The 22,751-nt window shown below is 58.2% G+C and carries 22 protein-coding genes and 1 pseudogene; 17 read left to right on the forward strand and 6 right to left on the reverse strand.

Translation table 11 applies throughout. From position 1 onward, the window contains the following. From trbG to ACSFA3_RS21150, 9 genes are all read left to right on the forward strand, one after another. A complete protein-coding gene (gene trbG / locus ACSFA3_RS21110) occupies positions 1-1,092 on the forward strand; it encodes a P-type conjugative transfer protein TrbG (RefSeq protein ID WP_435507463.1) in 1,092 nt (363 codons plus the stop codon). A 28-nt stretch (positions 1,093-1,120) separates the two neighbouring features. Then, positions 1,121-1,585 (forward strand): conjugal transfer protein TrbH, encoded by a 465-nt coding sequence (locus ACSFA3_RS21115; protein ID WP_435507464.1) that lies wholly within the window; start codon positions 1,121-1,123, stop codon positions 1,583-1,585. Between the two features lie 5 nt (positions 1,586-1,590). Beyond that, positions 1,591-2,964: a TrbI/VirB10 family protein gene (locus ACSFA3_RS21120; protein ID WP_435507465.1), complete on the forward strand. Its 1,374-nt coding sequence runs from the start codon at positions 1,591-1,593 to the stop codon at positions 2,962-2,964. Positions 2,965-2,977: 13 nt separating this feature from the next. Further along, complete coding sequence (gene trbJ, locus ACSFA3_RS21125) at positions 2,978-3,781, forward strand: P-type conjugative transfer protein TrbJ (RefSeq protein WP_435507466.1); 804 nt, start codon at positions 2,978-2,980, stop codon at positions 3,779-3,781. Between the two features lie 5 nt (positions 3,782-3,786). After that, on the forward strand, positions 3,787-4,032 hold the full coding sequence (trbK, locus tag ACSFA3_RS21130; RefSeq protein WP_435507467.1) for an entry exclusion lipoprotein TrbK: 246 nt from the start codon (positions 3,787-3,789) through the stop codon (positions 4,030-4,032). 5 nt (positions 4,033-4,037) lie between these two features. Beyond that, positions 4,038-5,732 carry a P-type conjugative transfer protein TrbL gene (gene trbL, locus ACSFA3_RS21135; protein ID WP_435507468.1) on the forward strand — a complete coding sequence of 565 codons (1,695 nt, stop codon included), beginning with the start codon at positions 4,038-4,040 and terminating at the stop codon, positions 5,730-5,732. A 13-nt stretch (positions 5,733-5,745) separates the two neighbouring features. After that, positions 5,746-6,363 (forward strand): TrbM/KikA/MpfK family conjugal transfer protein, encoded by a 618-nt coding sequence (locus tag ACSFA3_RS21140; protein ID WP_435507469.1) that lies wholly within the window; start codon positions 5,746-5,748, stop codon positions 6,361-6,363. A 6-nt stretch (positions 6,364-6,369) separates the two neighbouring features. After that, entirely contained in the window at positions 6,370-6,825 is a 456-nt protein-coding gene (locus ACSFA3_RS21145; RefSeq protein WP_435507470.1) for a transglycosylase SLT domain-containing protein, read from the forward strand. Positions 6,826-7,006: 181 nt separating this feature from the next. Continuing rightward, entirely contained in the window at positions 7,007-7,702 is a 696-nt protein-coding gene (locus ACSFA3_RS21150) for a TraX family protein (protein WP_435507471.1), read from the forward strand. A gap of 349 nt (positions 7,703-8,051) precedes the next feature. On the opposite strand, the gene ACSFA3_RS21155 is transcribed toward ACSFA3_RS21150, so the two are convergent. From ACSFA3_RS21155 to ACSFA3_RS21165, 3 genes are all read right to left on the reverse strand, one after another. Further along, on the reverse strand, positions 8,052-8,591 hold the full coding sequence (locus tag ACSFA3_RS21155; RefSeq protein WP_435507472.1) for a hypothetical protein: 540 nt from the start codon (positions 8,589-8,591) through the stop codon (positions 8,052-8,054). A 159-nt stretch (positions 8,592-8,750) separates the two neighbouring features. Further along, positions 8,751-9,191 (reverse strand): cyclophilin-like fold protein, encoded by a 441-nt coding sequence (locus ACSFA3_RS21160; protein ID WP_435507473.1) that lies wholly within the window; start codon positions 9,189-9,191, stop codon positions 8,751-8,753. A 19-nt stretch (positions 9,192-9,210) separates the two neighbouring features. Further along, complete coding sequence (locus ACSFA3_RS21165; protein ID WP_435507474.1) at positions 9,211-10,179, reverse strand: AraC family transcriptional regulator; 969 nt, start codon at positions 10,177-10,179, stop codon at positions 9,211-9,213. Positions 10,180-10,295: 116 nt separating this feature from the next. On the opposite strand from ACSFA3_RS21165, the gene ACSFA3_RS21170 reads away from it, so the two are divergent. Further along, entirely contained in the window at positions 10,296-11,096 is an 801-nt protein-coding gene (locus ACSFA3_RS21170) for an alpha-ketoglutarate-dependent dioxygenase AlkB family protein (RefSeq protein WP_435507475.1), read from the forward strand. Between the two features lie 130 nt (positions 11,097-11,226). On the opposite strand, the gene ACSFA3_RS21175 is transcribed toward ACSFA3_RS21170, so the two are convergent. Then, positions 11,227-11,457, reverse strand: coding sequence for a hypothetical protein (locus tag ACSFA3_RS21175; protein WP_435507476.1), 231 nt, complete (start codon positions 11,455-11,457; stop codon positions 11,227-11,229). 173 nt (positions 11,458-11,630) lie between these two features. Here ACSFA3_RS21175 and ACSFA3_RS21180 point away from each other — a divergent pair, with 173 nt between their 5' ends. The 5 genes from ACSFA3_RS21180 (at position 11,631) to ACSFA3_RS21200 (ending at position 14,854) form a co-directional block, all read left to right on the forward strand. Next, positions 11,631-12,266 carry a hypothetical protein gene (locus tag ACSFA3_RS21180; protein ID WP_435507477.1) on the forward strand — a complete coding sequence of 212 codons (636 nt, stop codon included), beginning with the start codon at positions 11,631-11,633 and terminating at the stop codon, positions 12,264-12,266. Positions 12,267-12,674: 408 nt separating this feature from the next. Next, positions 12,675-12,923 carry a hypothetical protein gene (locus tag ACSFA3_RS21185; protein WP_435507478.1) on the forward strand — a complete coding sequence of 83 codons (249 nt, stop codon included), beginning with the start codon at positions 12,675-12,677 and terminating at the stop codon, positions 12,921-12,923. A 292-nt stretch (positions 12,924-13,215) separates the two neighbouring features. Further along, positions 13,216-13,731 (forward strand): DUF6988 family protein, encoded by a 516-nt coding sequence (locus ACSFA3_RS21190; protein WP_435507479.1) that lies wholly within the window; start codon positions 13,216-13,218, stop codon positions 13,729-13,731. 4 nt (positions 13,732-13,735) lie between these two features. After that, positions 13,736-14,056 (forward strand): hypothetical protein, encoded by a 321-nt coding sequence (locus tag ACSFA3_RS21195; protein WP_435507480.1) that lies wholly within the window; start codon positions 13,736-13,738, stop codon positions 14,054-14,056. Positions 14,057-14,152: 96 nt separating this feature from the next. Continuing rightward, positions 14,153-14,854 carry a hypothetical protein gene (locus ACSFA3_RS21200; RefSeq protein WP_435507481.1) on the forward strand — a complete coding sequence of 234 codons (702 nt, stop codon included), beginning with the start codon at positions 14,153-14,155 and terminating at the stop codon, positions 14,852-14,854. A 232-nt stretch (positions 14,855-15,086) separates the two neighbouring features. On the opposite strand, the pseudogene ACSFA3_RS21205 reads toward ACSFA3_RS21200, so the two are convergent. Next, positions 15,087-18,278: pseudogene (locus ACSFA3_RS21205) on the reverse strand (error-prone DNA polymerase). A gap of 164 nt (positions 18,279-18,442) precedes the next feature. Beyond that, positions 18,443-19,789, reverse strand: coding sequence for a hypothetical protein (locus ACSFA3_RS21210; RefSeq protein ID WP_435507482.1), 1,347 nt, complete (start codon positions 19,787-19,789; stop codon positions 18,443-18,445). A gap of 605 nt (positions 19,790-20,394) precedes the next feature. Between ACSFA3_RS21210 and ACSFA3_RS21215 the strand changes: the two genes are divergently transcribed. Next, complete coding sequence (locus ACSFA3_RS21215; protein ID WP_435507483.1) at positions 20,395-21,609, forward strand: ParA family protein; 1,215 nt, start codon at positions 20,395-20,397, stop codon at positions 21,607-21,609. Next, a complete protein-coding gene (locus ACSFA3_RS21220; RefSeq protein WP_435507484.1) occupies positions 21,606-22,592 on the forward strand; it encodes a ParB/RepB/Spo0J family partition protein in 987 nt (328 codons plus the stop codon). Before ACSFA3_RS21215 ends, ACSFA3_RS21220 begins: the two co-directional genes overlap by 4 nt. Positions 22,593-22,751 lie beyond the last annotated feature (159 nt).

Here is a 22,751-nt window from a genome sequence, read left to right on the forward strand (position 1 = left end):
ATGAAACAACTTATTCCAAACCTCCTGTTCGCCCTGATGCCCGCCGCCGTCTTTGCTGCACCGGGCGATCTTCCGCCTCCGACGCCACCTGGGCGTTCGGTCGTAATTCCTGTACTCGCAAGCAACAACACGTCGGGTGCCGTGCTGACGGCCGTGCCGGGCGTCGCGTCGGTTCCGACCGCGATGCGCATCAACGTGGCAATGCCACCCAGTGAGGGCACTCCAAACGCCGGCGCTGGTAGCAGCCGCGCGCCCACATCGCGCAGCGATCTGCCGGCCGATCAATACTTCTCCAGCCCTAACCCGGTGCTGACCAAACGCGAGAAAGCCGCGTTGGCCATCGCCAAGCGCTGGCAGGACGGCGGGTCCACCGGCCTTATGCCCACGGCGGGCGGGGACGGCACGATCCGCTTTGCATTTGGCACCACGCAGCCGAGCATCGTGTGCGCGGTCCTGCAGGTCTGCGACGTCGAACTTCAGCCTGGCGAACAGGTCAATTCGATCAATCTGGGCGACTCGGCGCGCTGGCTGGTTGAGCCTGCATTGACGGGCAGCGGCGCGACCGAGGTGCAGCACCTGATCATCAAACCGCAGGATGTGGGACTGGAGACTTCCCTGGTTGTGACGACCAACCGTCGCACTTACCACTTTCTGCTGCGCTCGCACCGGACCCAGTTCATGCCGCGCGTGGCGTTCTCATACCCCGAGGACGCATCGGCCAAGTGGGAGGCGCTGCGCAGCCGCGAGGTCAAGGAGCGTAAGGAAGCCACAATTCCACAGACCGGGGAATACTTGGGTGACTTGAGCTTCGACTACACGGTGAGTGGCGAGACGCGCTGGAAGCCGGTGCGCGTCTACAACGACGGGCGCAAGACCATCATCCAGATGCCGGCGGCCATGGCTCAGACCGAAGCGCCGTCGCTTCTGGTGGTGCGCAAGGACGGCGGTGTGTTCACCGAGGAAGAGACAACGCTGGTGAATTACCGGGTCCAGGGCGATCGGTTTATCGTCGATGCGGTGTTCGACAAAGCAATCTTGATCGCAGGTGTGGGCTCGAGCCAGGATCGCATAACGATCCAGCGAGGCAAGTGACATGGGCAGGTATTTGCTCATCCCTCATATGTCCAAGGCTGCAGCCGCAGTTGTTTGCAGCATGGGGTTCGCACTGACAGGCTGCGTGACAGTGCCTGATGTAAAGCTTTACGGCAACCACGCTGCCGCTTCGGAAGCATTCGACCAGAAGGTCGCCGGTGATGCCATCAAACAACTGGTTGCGCTCTACCCGCCAGCCAGTACGCGGTTCAACTTGACGCAGCCAACCCTGGATGCTTTCGGCACTGCCTTAGTGGCGGGACTTCGGGAGAAAGGTTTTGCGTTGATGGAGGTCAGCGCAGGCAGCCTGATCAACACCGCAGCCAATTCGGCCGGTACGGACGGGCTGGAAATGCACTACCTGCTGGATCGGTCAGGCGCTGGCGATCTGTACCGACTGACCCTGGCAATCGGTAACCAGCGCTTGAGCCGCCCTTACCTGGTCCAGAACGGAACCCCCTACGCCGCCGGCGCCTGGGTTCGGAAAGAGTGACGTCGATGGCCCAAACCGACCCTATGTCGCCCGACACCTCACCCACTCGAATCAAGTCGTCATCAGGCGTGCGCCGCGTGAACAACGTGCCGCTGTTTCTCGTCATCGGCGCCATGGCGGTCTTTCTCATCGTCATGGTCATGGTGGCATCCGACCGCGCAGCAAAGCAACGCGAGACACCTGTGAAGGCCGCCGAAAAAGGTGGGGGTGATTCTTCCCGCTCAGCGCGCGACATCATTGGTGATCGCCGTGATGGTGTGGTCACCGCACGGCCGCCGGCGCCACTGTTGATACCGGAAGATTCGGTAGCTGGCGTTCCAACTTCGTCCTTGGGCTCCCTGCCCGCTCCCGCCGAAATGCCCCGGCCGCCTGAGCGCGACGAAGTCGCCGAGCGCATTGCCCAGGCCAAGCTTGCGCGCCTAGAAGAAGCCGTGCGGGCGCGAACGACAGTACAGGTCGAAGCGGCGCGCAGTGCCCCTTCGTCACAGGGTTCGTTCGCGTCGTTGCCAGCCCCAGCAACCCGCGGCGATGCGATGGCCCGGATGGCGGCGGCCCAGCAACAGGCCAGTGCGGCATTGGCGGGCGACCCCACTGCGGCATATCGCGCCCGCGTCGCGCAGCTGCAGGCGGCGGGTTTGGTGCCGTCTGACGGCAGTGGAGGCGCCAGCAGTAGCACGGCCTCTCCACTTCTCGCAGCGGCCGGGCGCCCGAACGACATGAGCCAGTTCAGCGGCTCGAGCGGCGATCGCTGGCGCTTAGAGACCGACGTCCAGGCGCCGCGCAGTTCCTACGAATTGCGCGCAGGATTCGTCATTCCAGCCACGTTGATCTCTGGCATCAACTCGGACCTGCCCGGGCAGATCGTGGCCCAGGTCTCCCAGGATGTGTATGACACAGCGAGTGGCAAATTCAAATTGGTGCCCCAGGGTTCGCGGCTCGTCGGTGCGTACTCGAGCAACGTGGCCTACGGGCAGTCGCGCGTGCTGGTCGCGTGGCAGCGGATTGTTTTTCCGGACGGCAAGGCCTTGGATCTCGGCTCCATGCCTGGCGGGGACGGGGCGGGATACGCAGGCTTCAACGATCAGGTGGACAACCACTACGCACGGGTCTTCGGCTCCGCGCTGCTGATGTCGGGTGTGGTCGCAGGCGCAACGTTCAGCCAAAGCCGTAATGCTGTGACCGGCACGTCGAGCGCGCCGACGGCAGGCAGTGCACTAAGCGAAGCGCTTGGACAGCAGCTTGGTCAGGCCACAGCCCAAATGATCTCGAAGAACCTGAATATCGCACCGACGCTTCAGATCCGCCCCGGCTTCCGGTTCAACGTGATTGTCGTCAAGGACCTCACCTTCCCCAAACCCTATGCGTCGTTCGACTATTAACCCGATGAGACCCATGATCTCATTTAAATCTCCCCCGTATCTGGTGTCCGTGCGGTCGATAGTGGCAGCAGCCATGCTGATCGGCACGACGGTGTCCAGCCACGCCGGCATTCCAACCATCGACGTTGCCAACATCGTCCAGACGACGACCACTGCGATGGAGAACGTCATGCAGACGTCCAAGCAGGTCGAGCAATACACCGCCCAGCTTCAGCAGTACCAGCTGCAGATGCAGCAGTACCAGAATATGGTGCAGAACACGGCCTCGCCGCCGCTCCAGATTTGGGATCAGGCGCAGTCAACGATGAATTCGCTTCGCAGCAGTATCGACACACTGAATTTCTACAAGCGCCAGCTCGGCAGCCTCGATGCTTACCTGGGCAAGTTCCAGGACATCAACTACTACAAGAACTCACCGTGCTTCAACGGCGGCGGCAACTGCAGCGACGTGGTCCGCCGGGCATTGCTCGCAAACCAGCAAACCTATCAGTCGGAGTCGCAAAAGAAGGCGAACGATGCGCTGTTCAGAGGGCTGGATAAGCAGCAGGACGCATTGCAAAGCGATGCCCGGACTTTGCAACAACTCCAAGTGGGTGCACGAGATGCCACGGGACAGATGCAGGCCTTGGGTTATGCCAACCAGCTGGCCAGCTCGCAGTCCAATCAATTGCTGCAGATTCGAGCGCTGTTGATCGCTCAGCAAAACGCGGCGGCTACGCGGGCTCAGGCTCTTGCCGACGCAGATGCTTTGCGTGCAGCAGGTAGCTCGCGAGCACGCAGCGGTACTTACAACGACAGCAAGATGAAAACTTGGTGACCTAAATGAATCGTCAGCACTCCTCACTCACCTTGGTTTTGGCAACCTTATTTGCAGCTGGTCTCGCCGGCTGTGGCAAATCAGATACACCTGTGGCGCCAACGACCTATTCCACGCCCGAAGTCAACGACACAAATTGCTCTGACGCCGCAATTCAAGCAATGCCGGTGACGGACGCTATCCGTCGCGAGTTCGGTTCTAAATGTGCCCGTCGCGGCTCTTACACCCCCAGCCCCACCAAGTCATGGTGACAAGAATGTCGAAACTCCGACAAACGGTTGTGCCGGTGCTGATGTTTGCAGTGCTTATCTCCGCCAGCGCTCATGCCGGCCTCGATAGCGCAGGTGTACTGGACAACGTAACCGCCAGATATCAGGCACAGGCAGTTAGTTGGAGCGGTGCAATTACAGCTGCAGCCACCCGCCTGTTTTGGTCTCTTGCCCTGACCAGTATGGTTTGGACTTTTGGGCTCATGGCGCTGCGCAAAGCGGACATCGGCGAGTTGTTTGCCGAGCTGCTGCGCTACGTAATCTTCACCGGATTCTTCTTTTTCTTGTTGAGCAACGCGCCAGCCATTGCGACATCGATCATGGGTTCACTCAAGCAACTCGCCGGCGATGCGGCGGGCGTGCCTGGACTATCGCCCTCCGGGATCGTGGACGTGGGATTCAAAGTTTTTTCCAGCGTGATCGACAACTCGTCACTTTGGGAACCTGTAGATACGGCCATCGGCGCAATCATCGCCATCCTCATTCTTGGAATGCTTGCATTGGTCGCCATCAACATGGTTGTTCTGCTCGTGTCCGGTTGGATCCTCGCGTATGCAGGCATTTTCTTTCTTGGCTTTGGTGGCGCTCGGTGGACCTCCGAGATTGCGATTAATTACTACAAGACAGTGCTCGGTATCGCCGCTTCTTTGATGGGGATGACACTTCTCGTCGGCATTGGTCAAGCGGTGCTGAATGAGTACTACCTGAAGATGGGGGACACGACACTTAAGGATCTTGCTGTCATCCTAGTGGTAGCCGGCATGCTTCTTTATCTCGTTAACAAGATTCCATCATTGATTGCCGGGATCATCACAGGGGCAAGCGTGGGCGGCGCGGCGGGCATGGGCGGCGCTGGAGCGGGCACACTCGTCGCCGCAGCCGCAATGGCTGGTGCAGCCGCAGCGGGCGCCGTTGCGGCAGTGGCATCAAGCGCCACAAGTGCCGCAGGCTGGGGATCGGCCGTCAACGCCGCGATACAGCAAGGTGGCGAAGGATCGGATAAGGACACAGGCGTTGCTGGAATGCCAAATATGTCAGGTTCTGGTGGCGGAGGTGGCGTAGCTGACAGTGCCAACGCCAGTCCAGGAACCACCACGCCGTTTGGCACTGCCATGGGCGACACGGGCAGCACCGGTGCCGCGTCCTTCACCACGCCTTCAAGCTTTGCAAGCGATGACATACCAACGAGTGCACAGACCACGCAAGGCAGCGGTAACTTTCACGGCGGGAGCGGCAACGCCAGCGCTAGGTCCAATGGCGCAATAACCGGTGGCGTTTTCGTACCCGCAGCAGAAAATCGCTCAACTGCGCCGAGTACGTCCGGCCGATCTGCACTAGGCGCTTTGGGTGCGGGCATTGCAGCTGTGGCCGCAGGCAAAGCAGGCAGCATGATGGACTCGGTCAGATACCAGGTCGCACAGACGGCCGGTGGAAAGGTCGCCGCAGAAATTCGCTCGCCGGGAAGCGCTGCGGCCGAACGCCGGAACAAGGCAGACATCCACAACTCCCAGACTGTCGCCGGCAAGGCCCAGGCAGCTCGCGCTTTCATGGCCACTGGTCTGGCCTCAAGTCCGATGCCGCCAGCATTCACAGGCGACAGCCTCTCCGCGTTCAACGATCCTGAAACAAGCATCGATGCGGACGCCGAGATCTCTGCTTTCGCCAACCGCACCTCCGCTTGAAAGAATCCGCTCGATGAAGCTCGTCGCCACCTTGACCCTTGGCGTGGCCCTGACCGCCGTAGCCGCGCCCAGTCAGGCCCAAGAATTCCTCACCGGCGACCACCGTCTCGCCTGCGAAGCCGTGCTCTGTTTGGCAACCGGTCAGCGTCCTAACGAATGCGCGCCCTCGCTGCAGCGGTACTTCAGCATCCGTTTTCGGAAGCCTGGCGATACGCTGCGCGAGCGCGTCAACTTTCTCAAACTGTGCCCGGCTTCGAACCAGTCGCCCCAGATGGCTTCGCTTGTATCAGCCATGGGCGCTGGCGCGGGAGCATGTGACGCGACCGCACTGAATGCGGCACTGCAGGGCTTGCAGAGCGCGAACGATGGATCTTCACGCATTGCCATCAGCAATGAATTGCCAGCCGCGTGCCGGAGTTACACGCAGAATGCGTACGTTGACCACGCCTCACTCGCCATACGCTACATCGGCATTCCTGATCGTGGAGGCTACTGGATCGAAGCGGCTCGATGGGAGCAGGCGCAGAGCCAGTGGCTCGCTCAGATCGCATCTGAGGACAAGGCTGCGAAAGACCAGGCGGCTGCAACCTTGGGATTGCAGTCTGTTCTCCCTTCTCAGTCTGGCTACTGAGCTTCGATGCCGCTCGATCTCCCTCCCCATCTGCACGAGCGTGTTGTGTGCTCGATCGTCGCTGCCGCCCGCTATGACGTGCCAGCCAACCTGATCTTGGCTGTCGCTGAACAAGAAGGCGGCAAGCCCGGCCAGTGGGTGCGCAACAGCAACGGCACGCACGACGTCGGTGCGATGCAGTTTAATACTGCCTACCTGGCCACCGACCTAGCACGCTTTGGCATCACACCAGCCGACGTAGCGGCACCAGGGTGCTACTCGTATGAGCTGGCGTCCTGGCGTCTTCGAAGCCACCTGCGCAACGATCGTGGCGACTTGTGGACACGGGCAGCAAACTACCACTCCCGCACGCCCACCCACAACGCGGTGTATAGATCGCAGCTGATGCGAAGGGCGGCGAGATGGGGAGCCTGGCTGAGCGCACGCTTTCCGACTTCTGATGCGACGTCGGCAGCGTTGTGAACTCGGGCGCTTCCACTGTTGGAAGCCGGCCGGGGTCACGCGTCGAACCCATGCCCCAAGACATCTCTCCAGGGACTTTTTTAACCACTGTCATCGCGCCGAGAGTCGTCGGCGCGACATCCAAGCCCATCGCAACATACATACGGTGACGGACTTAAACACGTCTCATGGAGAACCGCGTTTGGCACTGCCGAGCCTGGTGCTCACGGACGGAACACTTGAGGCGTTGAAGTACCTTGCATTGGTTTTGATGACGGTCGACCATGTCAACAAATACCTGTTCAACGGAACCCACCCAGCAGCTTTCGCCGCTGGTCGGTCGGCCCCACCTATTTTCGCGCTAGTGCTGGCGTACAACCTCGCTCGACCCTACGCTTTGGAAAGAGGCGTGTACAGACGCACCGCCAGCCGCCTTCTTGCCTTCGGACTGCTCGCGACACCCGCCTATATGGCGCTCGGCGGACTCGCTGCAGATGTATACCCACTCAACATCATGTTCACGTTGTTATTGGCAACAGTCGTGATCCAGCTTCTTGATGGCGGCAGTACGGTTGCTGCGGCCATGACCATTGGTGTTGGTGGTTGCCTAGTCGAGTTCGGGTTGCCGGCAGTCGGCTTGTGCATCGCTTTATGGTTTTACGTGCGAAGACCAACGTTGTGCCGGCTCGCGCTCGGAGTAATCTGCCTTGCCAGCCTACAGATCTTCAACGGGAATGCCTGGGCGTTAGCGGCATTCCCGTTGCTTTTTAGCATCCAGCGATGGACATTCGCGCTAAAGCGTTGCCGTTGGCTTTTTTACCTCTACTACCCTGCGCATCTGCTGGCGCTTTGGCTGATTCGCCTTCCGATGGCAAAGGCCGGATATCTGTTCTTTTAGAAGCAATCTTCGTTTATCTCGGATAGATGAAAACAGCAGATCGGCGCTCTGCGAGCGCTCTGAAGATCAGCACCTACCAAAGTGAGGACGCTCAAGATACCGAGCTAAAGTTCTGCTTCAGATCCATCAACGCCCTTCGACTGGCTCGCCCTGCGCCGAGGTCGCCTGCGGTATCCGCACTACCCCCCAAACCTGTCATTCCATCCTCTGCCGGCAAACGAGCCGATCTGTCAGAGCGGCGCCAGGAATCCCTGCACGGCCTTGACCGTCGTGTCGGTCGCCTCTTCCATCTGCCAGTGGCCCGACCCTGGAACGACCAGTTCGGTGACCTGCGTCGCGGCATTGCGCATCACCGCGGCCTCGTTGGCGCCAAACGACTCCTCGCCGCTGTGATCGCCAGCACCGGCATGGTCAGCCTTGTCTTGACCGACTTCACATTGTCTTTGGCGTCCTTTTGGATCGACAGGAACTGCGCGAACGCTGCCCTCATTGCACCCGACTGAGCGTAGAGCTTGGCGTAGTGGGCGCGAGTGCCTTCGTCAATCTTCGTTGGGTTGGCGGCGAATACGTTCCAGAAGCGGTCGAGGTAGATGCGATCGCGGCCCTTTACCAAGCGCAGCGCGTCCTTGCCGCCGAAACCGAAAGCCACAGCGGGGGCGTGCGCACGATCTGCTCCGAAGGCGGGACGCCAGGAACCGGCGCGTCCATCACGACCAACTTGGTGGTCTGGTCGGGATAACGCGCGGCGTATGCATAGGCCACCTATGGTGCCAATGTTGTGGCCCACGATGTCGGCCTTGTCGATGCCAATTTTTCGAGCACGGCACGGATGTCGGCGGCCTTGGGTCTTCTTGTCGTAGCCGCCTTCGGGCTTGGACGACAGGCCCATGCCGCGCAGGTCGGGGAACGACGAAACGGTGATCCTTAGCCAGCGCCTCAGCGAGCGGTGACCACATGTCGCCGGGCTACCTCCGCAGGTGGAGGTCGAGCGAGTTAAGCACGCCTTCGCGCCGCCCCCGCTGCCGCAAGGCCGATACGTCAGTTCGCATTAGCTCGCTGTGGTGGCAGCAGCCGTTTCAAGCAGCCCTGCATTCACGCATGAGCGGCACTCGAGACTGGTTGCGAGGCCCTCGGCTTTCGGTGCCGCCCCGATGGTTACCTCCATCGTGCCGGGCTCTCCGAACGCCTCGGCCGCTTCATCGATCCGGCCGAGAAAATGCCATGCCCCGTCGAGTGGCCGGCCGTCTTGCCGGTACAGAATCGACAGATCCGGACCGGGTGCCCAGCACACGATGTCGCCGATCTCATAGGCTCTGCTTTGTATTCCGCTGCTCGTTACACCAACCGGCAGCGCACCGAATTTCTCCCTGCCGAGAAAGTCGTACATCGTGATCGTCAAAGGCAGCATCGCGATGAATTCATCGGCGATCTGGGTGTCTGCAAGCGTGGCGGCGATTGATTTGCCGTTCGTCGTCAGAAGGATCTTCATTGGCGATCTCGCGTGGTGCTCAAGCACCCACGCGTCCGAGTTGCGTCTCACGCAGGCGCTTGATGTCGCGCGCAGGCGGGAATCCGAAGAAGCGGCTGTACTCGCGGTTGAATTGCGACTGGCTCTCGTAGCCCACGCGGTGACCGGCCGTTGCGGCATCGACGTGCTCGCTGATCATGATTCGACGCGACTCCTGCAACCGCAACTGCTTTTGAAACTGGAGCGGGCTCATCGCCGTGACCGCCTTGAAGTGCTGGTGCAGCGATGACACGCTCATGTGCACTTCGGCCGCGAGGTCGTCGACGCGCAGCGGACGGTGGCAGCGCAGCGTCAGCAAGCCGATGGCTTGCGCGATGCGTTGGCTGTGGCTGTCGACGAGGGCCATCTGGGCGAGGCGCCAGCCATCCGGCGACTTCAACAGGCGGTACAGGATCTCCCGCGCGATCAACGGCGCGAGTGCTGGAATGTCTTCCGGCGTGTCGAGCAGGCGCACCAGCCGCAGTACCGGATCGAGCAATCGGGCGGACAACTCGCCTGTGTAGATGGCGCGTTGCGACGCCCGCGAAGGAAGAGAGCCGCCGAGACTCATTTCGAGCGCGAGCGCCGAGATCTCGTTGACGTCGAAGCCCAGACGCAACCCCAGGTACGGTGCCTCGGACGATGCGTCGATCACCTGCCCCGACACCGGCAGGTTCTGCGCCGCCACTAGGTACTGGCTGCTGTCGTAGATGTAGACCTCCTGCGCGAGCAGCACGCGCTTGCTGCCCTGCGCCAGCACGCAGAACGCCGGCTCGCACATGCCGTGAACCGGGTGCTGCGATTGCGATGCGCGGGCCAGGATGAGACGCGGAATCGCCGTCTCGTGAGAGCCGTCGACGACCGTGGCGCGCTCGATCGCGGCGGCGAGTTCGGCGCGCATCAAGGTCGTCTGGAACTGGTCGACAGCTGGTTCGCTGCGCAGCGTCTTCAAGGTGGTGGATGTCGGCATGGAACGAAGCTTAGGCACCCGCTCGCCCGTTGTCTCGCATGGCAGGCCTTAACTGGACGATCGTGCAAAGATCGTCAACAATTCTGCAATCCCCGGGTAATGGAACTAGAAATGTAGTGAGTCTGTTTGACGATCCGTTGGATTCGGGACTGTCGTTCGTCCTGCCACAAACCGAAGCCGTGCAAGCGCAGTGGCAGCCGGCGTTGCAGGGCCACCGGATACTGTTGCCCGACGGCGAGATCTTCTACGGCGAACGATTCTTCGACCAAAAAACCAGCGACTGCTGCCTGGCGTATTTCCAGGAGAACAACGCCGTCGACTGGCAAAGTCCTCGATGGAAGGACTATTTGGCAGCTGGCTTGGACTCCATCGAGTTCCGCCACATCCGCTGGCAGCAGGACCACATTCGGCTCTACGGCCGGACGATCCCGCTTCCGCGGCTCACTGCCTTCTACGGTGACGACGGTCGCGATTACGAATACTCGGGCATCCGTTCGCGAGCTCACGCCTGGAACCTGGGCCTGCTACACCTCAAGGAGCGCATCGAAACGGCTTTCGGCGCACGGTTCAACAGCGTGCTGCTGAACTGGTACCGCGGCGGCGCCGACTCGATGAGCTGGCATTCGGATGACGAGCGCGAGCTTGGCCGCGATCCCTGCATCGCCTCGGTCACCTTCGGCGAAACGCGCGATTTCTTCCTTCGCCATAAACGCGACCGCGCGCTGAAGCTGGTGCTCCCGCTGAAACGCGGGAGCGTGCTGCTGATGTCCGGCGCGCTGCAACACCACTGGGAGCATTCCGTGCCCAAACGTCGCCGCTGCGACGGCTCGCGTTTCAATTTGACCTTTCGCTTCATCCACGATGCGCCCCCGTCTGTCACAGGCGCCTCAGAAGCAGTCCGCTCCGATGGTAATTAGCTCAGATTAGCAGAGCCCATGGTCGAATGGAATAGATTCCTCTCGGCCAAGGGCATTCGCTCGCTTCCAGGTACCCAATGACTGCTTCAGACTGAGAGCAGCCGATCAAATTTTCCGCACGACTGACTGCTTAGTGCGTCTTCATCTTCCCAGATGCCCGTGTCTTCACTTGCGCAGCGCGCGCCGTGAGGACCTTCCCGTGTGCGTCGATGAAGAACTGCACTCCATGCGGTTGCTGGTCGGCTGGAAACTGCTCACCAAACGCGTCCGCTTCGGCCGACGTCTCGAACAAGCGAATCGGCGCTCCGTCGTAGAACTTGCCGTCATTGAGCCACTGGCCCGACTCCAGCAGGTACTGCATGGAGCCCATGCCGTAGAACCTCGCCACACCCCAACACTTCGACATAGGAAGCCCCTTCACAACCATGTGTCCATGTTGCCACGGCAGCTTGCACATCTCTGAACCGGATGAAGTTACAGTCGGCGCCGGAAGGTTATCTCATTCAGAGGCTGTAGATAACGCGTTGGAGTTTCATGGCCACGACCATTACCAAGCTCGAAGGTGCTCAGCGCCAGATTGACACGTCCGTCGATCTCTGGATTGAAGGCCGCGATTCTCTTTCGGCTTTCGCGCGTGCATTCGGTAGCTTCAAGGTCTTGCTGAACCTGTACGCGCACAAAGAAACCGACGGCTTTGACAGGAAGCTCGATGAGACCATCGGCGCGATGGGGTGGAAATCGATGTCCAGCTACGCGAATTTCTTGAAGCATGCCGACAAGGATCCCGACGCGGACTTGATCGATTTTCGACCTAAGCTGCCAGTTCCGGTCATAGGGCTTGCCACCATTCTTTACAAACGTCTAAATGGCGATTTCTCGGCAAAGATGAGTGCCTTCGACTGCTGGATCGAGACTGCCTGCGCTGACGAACTTCAAATTTCAGAGATGGAGCACGACCCCAAATGCATCGAGACAAACAAGGGTGAGCGAGAGCGTCTTAAAAATGCGACCCCAGAAGAGTACCGTGTCGCCGCAAAAGAGTTATATGACTTCTTCTTGGAGAACCATGAACGGCTTAGTTCTGAGGCGGAGAAAGCAAGAGCCAGCGGAATGACATGGCAGCACTTCGTCGATCAGCAGCACGCCGCTCTCAAGGAGAGCAAAAAGTAAGTAACGGCAGAAGATCGTTGGACAATCAGCCCCTGTCGTCACGACGGTGTTGGGACGCAAGAGATGTTCGTAAGCTCACTGGCGTGCCTGAAGCCGTGGGCCTCGCTTCGACCTAAGAGGGCGCGTAGGGCCTCGCGGGGATCGTGGCAACCGCCAGGATGCCGATGACCACTGAGCCGCCGATGAGCCATTCCGACGAACTCGCGGTCCGCAGGCTGCGTCCCCACGGGGTTACGGGGTCGCAGGGGGAATGGAGGGGTCTTGCGGGCGTTGGGTCGCATGCTCATCGAGGGTCAGAAACTGGCAGACTGATCAGCAAGATAAATCTCGCCGCAAAATGCACGTGAAGCAGGATTTGGTGCGCCAGCCTGCTCAAGCGCCCACGTCGTGCAAGCTCAAGGTACTAGCATGGTCAAAAAAGCAAATGGTGGAAAGTACAAGCCAGGCTCCGTTGATGAAAACGGCTATGCCATTCCAAGATACATCGTTCATGGGGGGCCGGAAGTCGCCGAGGCTAAAGGGCTGGATGAAAATCAGTGCCAGTACATCACGGACCCAGTCAGGTCGGAGGTGCATCGTAAGAACCGCGACGCGATGTTCGCGCGGTGGGTCAAGGCTGGCGCCGAGCACGTTTACCCTGGCGACGACGAAGTATGAACTGCCTGCGTTGTCGCTTCATAGTTTTATTCTGCTTTCAACAGCCGCACAGCGTCCCAAAAAGGTCCCGGCAGGTTTGTAAGGCATCCTGCGCCCTCCCACGCTACTAAAGTTCCTCCGTGCCCCACTTCTCGATTGCTGCAAAAAAGCGTCGGGGTCCTTTCGCGCGACGTTCTCGCAAGGACAATCCGGGCTGGGCTCGTTTCTTGATGCCTGCGGCAGCTTTGATCGAGACGTCGAGCAGTTACTTCGAGAGGCTTGGTCGAGTTCCTCAATCCGCCAGATCATCGGCATGGCATTCTGTAAGGTTGCGATCGACCATGCGGTCAGTCAGCGGCTGCTGATCGGGTCCGGCCAGCACGGCACTGCGCTTGCTCTGAACCGCCTCCATTTCGAGACGACGATCTGGGCCGCATGGGTATGCTTTGGGGCAAAAGGGGACTGGCTTGAGGCCTTTGCCACGCCGGTTCCGCCGGGCAGCTTGAAAGAGGCGACGCTGGGTCCGCCCCTGCCCTCGATGCTTGATGCGATTGAACCTAGTGCATCGGACATCGCACACGAAGGCCGAAGGCTTAATGCCACCGTCAAAGCCATGCACTCGTTCATTCACGGCGGTGCACACCTGGGCGTGCACGCCCTCCGCGGTTACCCGAAGTCGAACTTGATCGACGTCCCCAAGAACCGAAACCTTTTGCTTGTGATGCTCAGCAACGTCATCGTCGCGACCGCTGCCGATGCAAGATTCAACGGCTTGGTTGGCCGCATCATACGTAAGCATGCGAACGTTATGCCGACAGCCAGGTCGTAGGCCCATGGAAGAAAAACCGCATCGCAAACTGCTCAACCGAGAGGAGCCAGCAGCACAAATCGCCCTGCATTTTGCGAAGCACGTTGCTGTGCTGCGCGACCTTGCGAACTACGGTTCAAATTTGATAATTCGGTCTTACGACTCGAGTGACAAGAAAATGGCCGACGCGGTTGTATGCCTCACGCAGCTGTCAGAGGTCGTGGCCATGTTGCATTCCGTTCAGGTCCAAATTTCCGTTGGCTGCGGTCACACTGCCCTGCTTCAGTCTCGAGCGGCGCTCGAGGCATCCTTCTACATTCCGACGTCAACACGGCTTTGGTCGTGATCGTCGGCTAGTGATCGCCGCAGCCGGGCGCTGCATCGCGGCGCCCGGTGTTTTATTAGGCTCCGCCTCTTACTGCAATCACAAGGAGTTCCGAGAATGATCGAACCACCACATCCCACTCACTCGGACGACATCGCTCTCATAGCCGCGAAGTCTTTGCTGTCTGCCATCCCCGTTGCGGGCAACATGCTGTCAGAGCTTGCGGGGCTGTATCTAAATCCGATGGAACAGCGAAAACAGCAATGGATGGAGCGTGTGACCGATGCTCTGAACACTATCGAAGAACGCTTCAATATGGCTCCTGGCGATCTTCAGTCGAACCCCGCATTCATCAGCCTGCTCTACCAAGCGACATCTACGGCGATAAAGAACCATCGACGCGAAAAGCTTGAAGCCCTTCAGCACGGAATCGTTTCCTGCCTCGACACTCTTGTCTTCCCCGAGGACACATCGCACCTTTTTCTTCGCTATGTCGATGAACTCACGGTGTCCCATCTGGCTCTTCTTTCGCAACTTCGTGCGCACGAGGACGAACTCCCTGACATCCGTTCGATCGAGCAACTCTATACGTCGATCGCCCCCAACATCGCCCATGCCATGGAGAAAGAGGCGTTCCGTCTCTTCATCTTTGATCTGGACAATCGCGCATTAATTGCACGCGGCGACCTGGACGACCTAGCAGATTTCGAATCGACGCAAAATTTTCTCGTTGCAGGGGAATCGAAAACCAGACCCTTGCGGCTAACCGAGATGGGGCGAACGTTCCTGCAGTTCATTGCCGATTCGCGGCCCCTCTAACCAGTCGCAAAAAAGCTCGCTTGAGCCCCGACAGGCTGTTGGCAACCTTGCACGGCCAATCCGTAGGCGGCCAGGAACGTCCGCTTATGGCCGGATCCGGAGGTCTATGGTGGGCGCGTCAGTGTCTGCAATCGCTGCGAAGCGGACACTCGAAGGCGGCTTTCAAATGTCTGCATTGGGCCCAAGATCGCAGCTCGGACAGTCAGTACGGTGCCTACCAAGCAGTACCTAATCAACGGAAGTCCCGACTGCCCACCTGCAGTCCGGCCAGCAATGCCGTGTGATCCTTCAGCTTCAAGGCGATCAGCGAGTTCACTCCCTTGTCCGACTGCCAGGTGCCCTGCACGGTCAGCAGCTTCGAACCCCGGAGCGCGGCCCGCTGCTCCTCTGCAATGCTGGGCCAGAAAATGACGTTTACCGTGCCCGTCTCGTCTTCGAGCGTGGCGAAGATGACGCCGCTGGCCGTGCTCGGCTGCTGTCGATGCGTGACGATTCCACTGGCACGGACCTGCTGTCCGTTCATTCCGCGGACCCGCAAGTCCTCGGCGGTCCGGATCTTGAACTTGTCGAGCTGGTGCCGGATGAGCGTTAGCGGATGCCGGCGCAGGCTGAGTCCCATGGCGGCATAGTCTTCCATCACTTCAGCGCCCTCCTCCTGCGCGTCGAATTCGATAGCTTCCTCTTCAGTGCGTGCCTCGCGCAGCAGCTTGGTAGGTCGGGTGTCGACGCCGATCGCCTCCCAGACCGCAGACGGGCGGTGACCGGCAAGCGTCAGCAACGCATCGGCACCTGACAAGCACTTCAGGTCGTGCGCATCGAGCTCGGCTCGCATCGCCAAGTCCTCGACCGTGGCAAATGGGAGGGTCCCCCGGGCCGCGACGATGCGTTGCGCGCTGGCCTGCCGCATGCCGCTGATGCGCGAGAAGCCCAGGCGTACTGCGCGAAGCCGATGTTCGAAGTCGGTGTCCCATCGGGCCGATGCTGCCCCTTGCACTTCTTCCTCCAGCGTTGAGTCCCAGTCGCTGACAGTCACATCCACCGGCCGTACGACCACACCATGTTCTTTGGCGTCGCGCACCAGTTGCGCCGGCGCGTAGAACCCCATCGGCTGGCTATTGAGCAATGCTGCAAGGAACGCGTCCGGATGGTGACGCTTGAGCCAGCAGCTCACGTAGACCAGCAGCGCGAAGCTCGCTGCATGGCTTTCCGGAAAGCCGTAGCTTCCGAACCCCTCGACCTGTTTGGCAATGCGATCCGCAAACTCCTGCGTGTAACCCTTGGCGAGCATGCGCTGGATGAGCCTGTGTTGATGAATCTGAAGCCCGCCGCGCTTGCGCCAGGCACCCATGGCCCGACGCCATCGATCGGCTTCTCCGGCCGTGAAGTCCGCCGCCAGCATGGCGATTTGCATGACCTGCTCCTGGAACAGTGGCACACCCAAGGTTCGCTCGGTCGCCGTCTTGATGTCCTCGCTTGGATAGTCGATCGCTTCTTCACCGGCGCGTCGGCGCAGGTACGGATGCACCATGCCGCCCTGGATCGGTCCAGGCCGCACGATCGCCACCTGGACCACCAGGTCGTAGAAGGTGGTTGGCTTGAGCCGCGGCAGCATCGTCATCTGCGCGCGACTCTCGATCTGGAACACGCCGACCGTGTCGGCCAGGCGAATCATGGCGTATGTGATTGGGCATTCAGACGGCACGTCCTGCATACGCATCGGCTTGTTCAACTTCTCGCCCACCAGGTCCAACGCCCGGTGGATCGCCGTGAGCATGCCCAGCGCGAGGATGTCGACTTTGATCAGTCCCAACGCGTCGAGATCGTCCTTGTCCCACTGGACGACAGTGCGGTTCTCCATCGACGCGTTCTCCACTGGCACCAGGCGGATGAGCTTGTCGCGGGAGATGACGAAGCCGCCGGTGTGCTGGCTCAGATGGCGAGGGAAGCCTTTGACGGCACCGGCCAGCTCGAGCCAGAGTCGTACACGCTTGCCTTGCGGGTCAAGACCGCATTCCTGCAGGCAGGCGTCACTGATCCACTGCTCCGGCGTCCCGTACGCTGTCTTGGCCAACTGCTCGACCTTCTCGATTGGGAAGCCCAGTGCCTTGCCCACGTCCCGCAATGCCGACTTCGTGCGGTAGAAGGTCACGACCCCGGTGAGGGCCGCCCGGTCGCGACCGTACTTACGGTAGATGTACTGCATAACCTCTTCGCGCCGCTGGTGCTCAAAGTCGATATCGATGTCGGGGGGTTCGCGCCGCTCGACACTGATGAAGCGCTCGAACAGCACGGACATGCGAGCCGGATCGACCTCAGTGATGCCGAGACAATAGCAAACAGCCGAATTGGCAGCAGATCCGCGGCCTTGGCACAAGATGCCCTGGTCGCGTGCCCAATGGACGATGTCGGCCACTGTGAGGAAGTACGGCTCGTAGCTGAGCGTCGCGATGATCTTGAGTTCGTGCTCAATCTGCACAGCCACGGTCGAGGGCAACCCAGCAGGAAAACGGGTCGCTGCCCCGGCGAAAGTCAACGCACGAAGGTGGGACGTCGGAGTCTGCCCGGCAGGTACGATCTCCTCGGGGTATTCATAGCGCAGCTCCTCTAATGAGAAAGTGCACATGCGCGCGACCTCGACCGTCTCATGCATCCAGGCCGCAGGAAACTGCTCCGCCAGGACGGCGCGGCCCTGAAGATACTGCTGGGCGTTCGGTTGGAGTGAGAAGCCGCATTGGGCGACCTCCTTGCCCAAGCGAACTGCCGTGAGCACATCTTAAACGCGCTTTCTTCCGCGCGTATGCATCAGCGGACTGGCACTGGCGACGATGCGCAGCCCTGATCGCTCAACCGCTTGTTCAGCGACATGACACTCCAGTTCGTCCATCACACCAAGCGTTCGCGGCCGGATGATCCAGGCGCGTTCGGGAAAACAGGTGCGAAGCCACCTGGCTTGGCCGAAGAGATGCTCGACACCGACCTCTGGCTCGGGCAGCAGCAACGCGAGGCAACCCGGCAGGCCTGCCAAGTGCGGTGCCTTCGACGTCTTACCCTCCAAGTCTGCAACCAGTGCCTGGTAGGCGCCCTTCTCAGCCCGCCGACGTGCCAGCGTGATCAGTTCGGACAGGTTGCCATAGCCGCGGCGGTCCTGAGCCAGCAGCACCAGCCGGATGAAAGGCGTACCTGCGGCGGTTGCAAACAGGATCTCACTCCCAACGATGAAGTGCAGGCCGCATTCACGTGCATGGACGTGGGCACGGACAACCCCAGACAGCGTGCATTCGTCGGTCAGCGCCAGCGCCGTATAGAGCTTCGCTGCTGCGCGCTCGACAAGCTCTTCAGGTTGGGACGCGCCAACCAGGAACGTGAAGTTGGAACGGCAGTAAAGCTCAGCGTAGGAGGGTGGGTCTGAAGCGATACTGTTCATTCATACAGTATTCTTCGGATGTCTATCTTGGCGCAAGAGGCTTTACGTCTCATTGCGCCGCTGTGGTCGACAAAATTGTTAGACGACCGCAAAGCTCAGTTAAACAACTGTTTTCTTAAAAAATCGGTTGAACGCTAGCTAGAAACATCAGTACGTGACGAAATTCACTTAGATTGCGACTGTCGGAAAAGATCCAAATCAAGTTCGTTTGGGACTTTCCACGATTCGCCGTATAAGCCTGATGCGTATTCGTCTAGAACAAGTTGATTTACAAGTGGCGACATCCAGTCGCGGTTATCCAAGCGTCGGCGTATGGCAGGCGTACCTATGCGTTTCGATACCTTGACGATCCATTTCTCACGTTCGATCTCGCTCAATACTGAAAATTCAATGTTGAGTTGTTTGAATCGTGCAGCGATCCACTTCTTCAAAATGTCTTCACGTTCGGCTACAGGTGTTTTCGGCTTAACGAATTTACTTTCTGATTTTTCATCGGGAGTAAGCAGCGTTACCTGATCGGGATAGCGGTTATTCAGCACAGCCTTTAAGTAGGCAAGCTTGCTTACAATCCTTTGAGCGGCTGGGTTTGTGACGTGTGCCTGCATCGCTGTCAAGCATTCGCTGACTTTAAACTCGCCGTACTTATCAACGAGAGCGTCGTAATCCGACTCACGAATGCCGTGTTTGGCCGCACAGATCACCGATGCTACGTCTACTGGTTCAACCGACTTCAGAGTGTTTTTTTCCTTGCGTTTCACAGTAAATTGCACAGAGCTCACCACGTTTCCCAGACGGTGCTCGATCAGATCGACGTTGAGTTCGGTGACCGCGTTTATGTCCTCGATAGCAGGCATGATCAATTCATGTTTCACTTTGCGCCACTCGCGCGGCTTAGCGCCTCCGCCCTCCCTCAGGACCTGCATCCAAAATTCTGGCGGTTTCCGGCTGGTAAGACCGGTGGGACTGCCTTTAAAACGAGCACAGATCTCATAAAGAGCAACTGAGGTATAGGTACGCAGTAGAGCAATTGAATTTAACTCGATTTGTGCGTAGATATCTGGGGTGAGCAGTTGCTCGCGGATCGATGGAGGAAATACCCATTTCACCCATGCTTCTCCGTATTGCATCCAGCCACGAGATTCAGCGAGAAGAGTAAAAGTTCGAGCCTCGTCGCTAATTTCGGCACCTCGACCTCCTCCACGATTGCCTCGCCGACTTTTCATGATTTCAGAAGTCCGACCGGTCGTTTCTTGCAAATCGGAACTGGGCACCGGCACCTCCAGTTGCTGTCCGGGGATGAGAGAAACCTCTTCCGCTGATGCCAGCGGACGCCAGACCACTGCTGTCTGCACCATTTGCTCGATGTAACGTTGGAGTCGTTCCGAGGCCTTTGTCGACGAGCCATAACCTTTAAGAATCGCACTCACAGGCGATGAGTACCAGCCGTCCTTGTCTGGAACCGTGCGCTGCGAAATAAACAGCATGACGTTGTAGGCTTTGCGCCCGGTCACGGTGAGTGCTTGATTTAACGGTTCGATCGCAAGTGCATGTACTGACTTCGTCAGAGTTCTGGCTGGCGCAGCAGTGTTTGGGTCGTTCGGAATAAGTGAGTCTTGGCGGGCCGTTCGCATTCAAGCAGTGTACGTCCAAGCATCGCTGGACACGCAAGAAACTTGCACTGGTTTCGTAGCAGCTGGACTTTGACGCACGATTTTCAACAAAAGGTTTGTAAAGCCACACTTGCCGGACACCTGGAACCATCGATGCCTTGACCTGTTTGTGGATAACTTAGGCCACAAGTCGCGGACATGGCCACACTTTGCGGACATTTCAACCAGAGTTCCCGGACGAAGAAACCACATTTGCAGGACGTGAAAGCCACACTTCACGGACGGAAAGCACGCTAAGTCTTTATCAGCATGAAGGAATCTCGTCCCTAAAATCAAGAAGTCTTGAAGACTATTTAAATGATCTCGCCGTGTTTCACTTTTTGGTAGAGGTAGACGTGCGGTGTCCGGCAAGTGTGGCTTCAACCGACATTCGGCTGCGACTTGTATGTTTTCCAAAGAAAGTAAAATAAAACGTACAATCGATCAGAACTACTCGCGAGGACTCATTGCCAAACATTCTTGTTGAAGGACGCGAACGCGTCGGCATGGAAGACATTGGTGCGCAAGCTGAGCGCGCAAGCAAGATACTTGAGCGCGTAAGAAAGGTAATGCTTGCGCCGAACGTTTGTAAGGAATCCCCAAAATTCAGTCCTGCGCAACTCGGGACGTTGGTCAATTTGGATACCCGCCAAGTTGACTATCGAGTGAAGAAAGAAAGTAAAGGACTACCGGCTGGCGCACTTAATTCTTCAGGAACTCGACGTGAATTCACCCTTGCTGACGTGCGCCTATGGTGTCGCGAGCTGCGTGCGGAACGCATGAGACCCGTCAACGCCGAAGCGATAGCGATTGCTGTCGCTAACTTCAAGGGGGGCGTTGCAAAAACAACGACTGCAATGACGCTCGCACAGGGTTTAAGCATACGAGGGCATAGAGTGCTTGTTATCGACTGCGATCCTCAAGGTAGTTTGACTACACTGTTTGGAATTTTGCCCGACGCAGAAGTTGACGCTGATGACACCATCCTTCCACTTTGCACAGGGGATGAAACGTCAGTGGAATATGCAATACGCGAGACGTATTGGGACGGAATTGACTTGATCCCAGCTACGTCTGCCTTATTCAGTGCTGAGTTCACCCTCCCGTCTAGGCAAAAAGACGCTGCGGCCCAGGGGCAGCAGTTTCAATTCTGGAACGTCCTTCATTACGGACTTGAAAACGTCCGGCAGAATTACGACGTCATTATTATTGATACGCCCCCTTCCCTCTCCTACGTAACGATCAATGCGCTGATGGCTGCGGATGGAATTATTACTCCTCTTCCGCCAAATGCCCTTGATTTTGCGTCAAGCGTTCAATTTTGGAATCTGTTCCATGAGGTTGCTGGGAGCCTAGGCAAGCATGGGAAACCAAAGCTGTATGAGTTTGTCGACGTCCTTCTCTCTAAAGTGGATTCGAGCGACGTTGCTACGAACGTCGTTAGGGAATGGATTGGTGCTGCTTACGGGTCGAAGGTGCTACCAATAGAAATCCCAAAGACTTCGACTGCAGCAACTGCGAGTGCGGAATTCGGTTCAATTTACGATCTCAAGCCTGGATCGGTAAGCTCACGAACGATTAAGCGCGCTGTTGATGCCTATGAACAGTTTGTAGAGACAGTTGAAGGACAAATTGTCAGTGCTTGGATACGCCAAGCAGCTGAAAGCGAGATTGCTTTATGAACAGGCTTACGAAACGTGGCAGTGGTATCGATTTTGGCGTTTTAGATGACATTAACGCGTCCACGCCCTCCCCTCTTCCTCAGCGCCCACGCAGTGGTGTGGGCGCTATCAGCGCTTCGTTGACCATGGGGCGAGGGATTCAGGAAGAGAACGACAAGCTGAAAACACGTCTCGCCGAGTTTGAAGGCCGCGCTTTTGTTGAAAAACTCGATCCAAAATCGGTGCGGCCCAGCGTTTGGGCCAACCGTCATGAAGATTCATTTAGTTCGGCTGAGTTTCTTGCTTTAAAGGAGGAAATTGCGAACGCGGGCGGTAACACTCAACCGATCAAAGTTAGACCGCTTAAAGTTGATTCAGACCACCGGTTTGAAATTGTGTATGGGCATCGCCGACATCGAGCCTGCAGCGAGCTAAATCTTCCTGTTGTGGCAGTAGTTGAAGAGCTAAGCGATCAGCAACTGTTTCTTGACATGGAGAGAGAAAATAGGGAGAGGCAAGACTTGTCCCCCTGGGAGCAAGGCGTTCACTATCGGCGTGCTTTGGACTCCGGTTTGTTCCCATCTGCTCGGCAACTTGCAATTCAGACAGGCGCATCTGTTGGACTAGTTTCCGGCGCTCTTGCCCTTGCCGATCTACCTGCTGAGGTGGTAGCGGCCTTTGGCAGTCCTCTGGCATTGCAATATCGCTTTGCTTCTTTGCTCAGCCAAGCACTTGCTCAAGATCGCAGTGGGTTAGTGTCACGTGCAAAAAAAGTTACTGCATCTGGAGGTGTGTTCACGCCAAAACATGTTCTTCATGAACTATTGAAGCTTGATGTCCAAGCCGGCGACACCACGAAACTTCGTTCGCCCGATGGTAAGTTGATAGGTTCGTTTAACAAGGACGCTAAGGGAGCTTTGACTATAAAACTCAAATCTGGTGTGGTATCTGCCGATGCAGAAGCCCGTTTAGTCGAGTTCCTTAACCTACTGTTCAAAAAATAATTACCACGACCGGGCGTCTCGCTCTTAGTGGATGTCGTCTGTGTTCAACCGTTGAACACCACATAGCGACAAGTGTTGCCATGGCGTTCTTTGAAGTGAGCGAAGAAAAGACACTGTTCAACGGTTGAACACCAAGACGATCGCTTACTCATACCAAAA

Source organism: Variovorax glucosi, from assembly GCF_051216695.1.
Lineage (GTDB): Bacteria > Pseudomonadota > Gammaproteobacteria > Burkholderiales > Burkholderiaceae_C > Variovorax.

What these genes read in the sequence shown, in the direction of transcription:
- trbK (WP_435507467.1), top strand. Translation starts at nt 3,787, where the DNA reads ATGAATCGTCAGCACTCCTCACTCACCTTGGTTTTGGCAACCTTATTT.
- ACSFA3_RS21165 (WP_435507474.1), bottom strand. Translation starts at nt 10,179, where the DNA reads ATGCCGACATCCACCACCTTGAAGACGCTGCGCAGCGAACCAGCTGTC.
- trbG (WP_435507463.1), top strand. Translation starts at nt 1, where the DNA reads ATGAAACAACTTATTCCAAACCTCCTGTTCGCCCTGATGCCCGCCGCC.
- ACSFA3_RS21190 (WP_435507479.1), top strand. Translation starts at nt 13,216, where the DNA reads ATGGCATTCTGTAAGGTTGCGATCGACCATGCGGTCAGTCAGCGGCTG.
- ACSFA3_RS21140 (WP_435507469.1), top strand. Translation starts at nt 5,746, where the DNA reads ATGAAGCTCGTCGCCACCTTGACCCTTGGCGTGGCCCTGACCGCCGTA.
- ACSFA3_RS21115 (WP_435507464.1), top strand. Translation starts at nt 1,121, where the DNA reads ATGTCCAAGGCTGCAGCCGCAGTTGTTTGCAGCATGGGGTTCGCACTG.
- ACSFA3_RS21175 (WP_435507476.1), bottom strand. Translation starts at nt 11,457, where the DNA reads ATGCAGTACCTGCTGGAGTCGGGCCAGTGGCTCAATGACGGCAAGTTC.
- ACSFA3_RS21195 (WP_435507480.1), top strand. Translation starts at nt 13,736, where the DNA reads ATGGAAGAAAAACCGCATCGCAAACTGCTCAACCGAGAGGAGCCAGCA.
- trbJ (WP_435507466.1), top strand. Translation starts at nt 2,978, where the DNA reads ATGATCTCATTTAAATCTCCCCCGTATCTGGTGTCCGTGCGGTCGATA.
- ACSFA3_RS21145 (WP_435507470.1), top strand. Translation starts at nt 6,370, where the DNA reads ATGCCGCTCGATCTCCCTCCCCATCTGCACGAGCGTGTTGTGTGCTCG.
- ACSFA3_RS21185 (WP_435507478.1), top strand. Translation starts at nt 12,675, where the DNA reads ATGGTCAAAAAAGCAAATGGTGGAAAGTACAAGCCAGGCTCCGTTGAT.
- ACSFA3_RS21220 (WP_435507484.1), top strand. Translation starts at nt 21,606, where the DNA reads ATGAACAGGCTTACGAAACGTGGCAGTGGTATCGATTTTGGCGTTTTA.
- ACSFA3_RS21120 (WP_435507465.1), top strand. Translation starts at nt 1,591, where the DNA reads ATGGCCCAAACCGACCCTATGTCGCCCGACACCTCACCCACTCGAATC.
- trbL (WP_435507468.1), top strand. Translation starts at nt 4,038, where the DNA reads ATGTCGAAACTCCGACAAACGGTTGTGCCGGTGCTGATGTTTGCAGTG.
- ACSFA3_RS21200 (WP_435507481.1), top strand. Translation starts at nt 14,153, where the DNA reads ATGATCGAACCACCACATCCCACTCACTCGGACGACATCGCTCTCATA.
- ACSFA3_RS21155 (WP_435507472.1), bottom strand. Translation starts at nt 8,591, where the DNA reads ATGGGCCTGTCGTCCAAGCCCGAAGGCGGCTACGACAAGAAGACCCAA.
- ACSFA3_RS21160 (WP_435507473.1), bottom strand. Translation starts at nt 9,191, where the DNA reads ATGAAGATCCTTCTGACGACGAACGGCAAATCAATCGCCGCCACGCTT.
- ACSFA3_RS21180 (WP_435507477.1), top strand. Translation starts at nt 11,631, where the DNA reads ATGGCCACGACCATTACCAAGCTCGAAGGTGCTCAGCGCCAGATTGAC.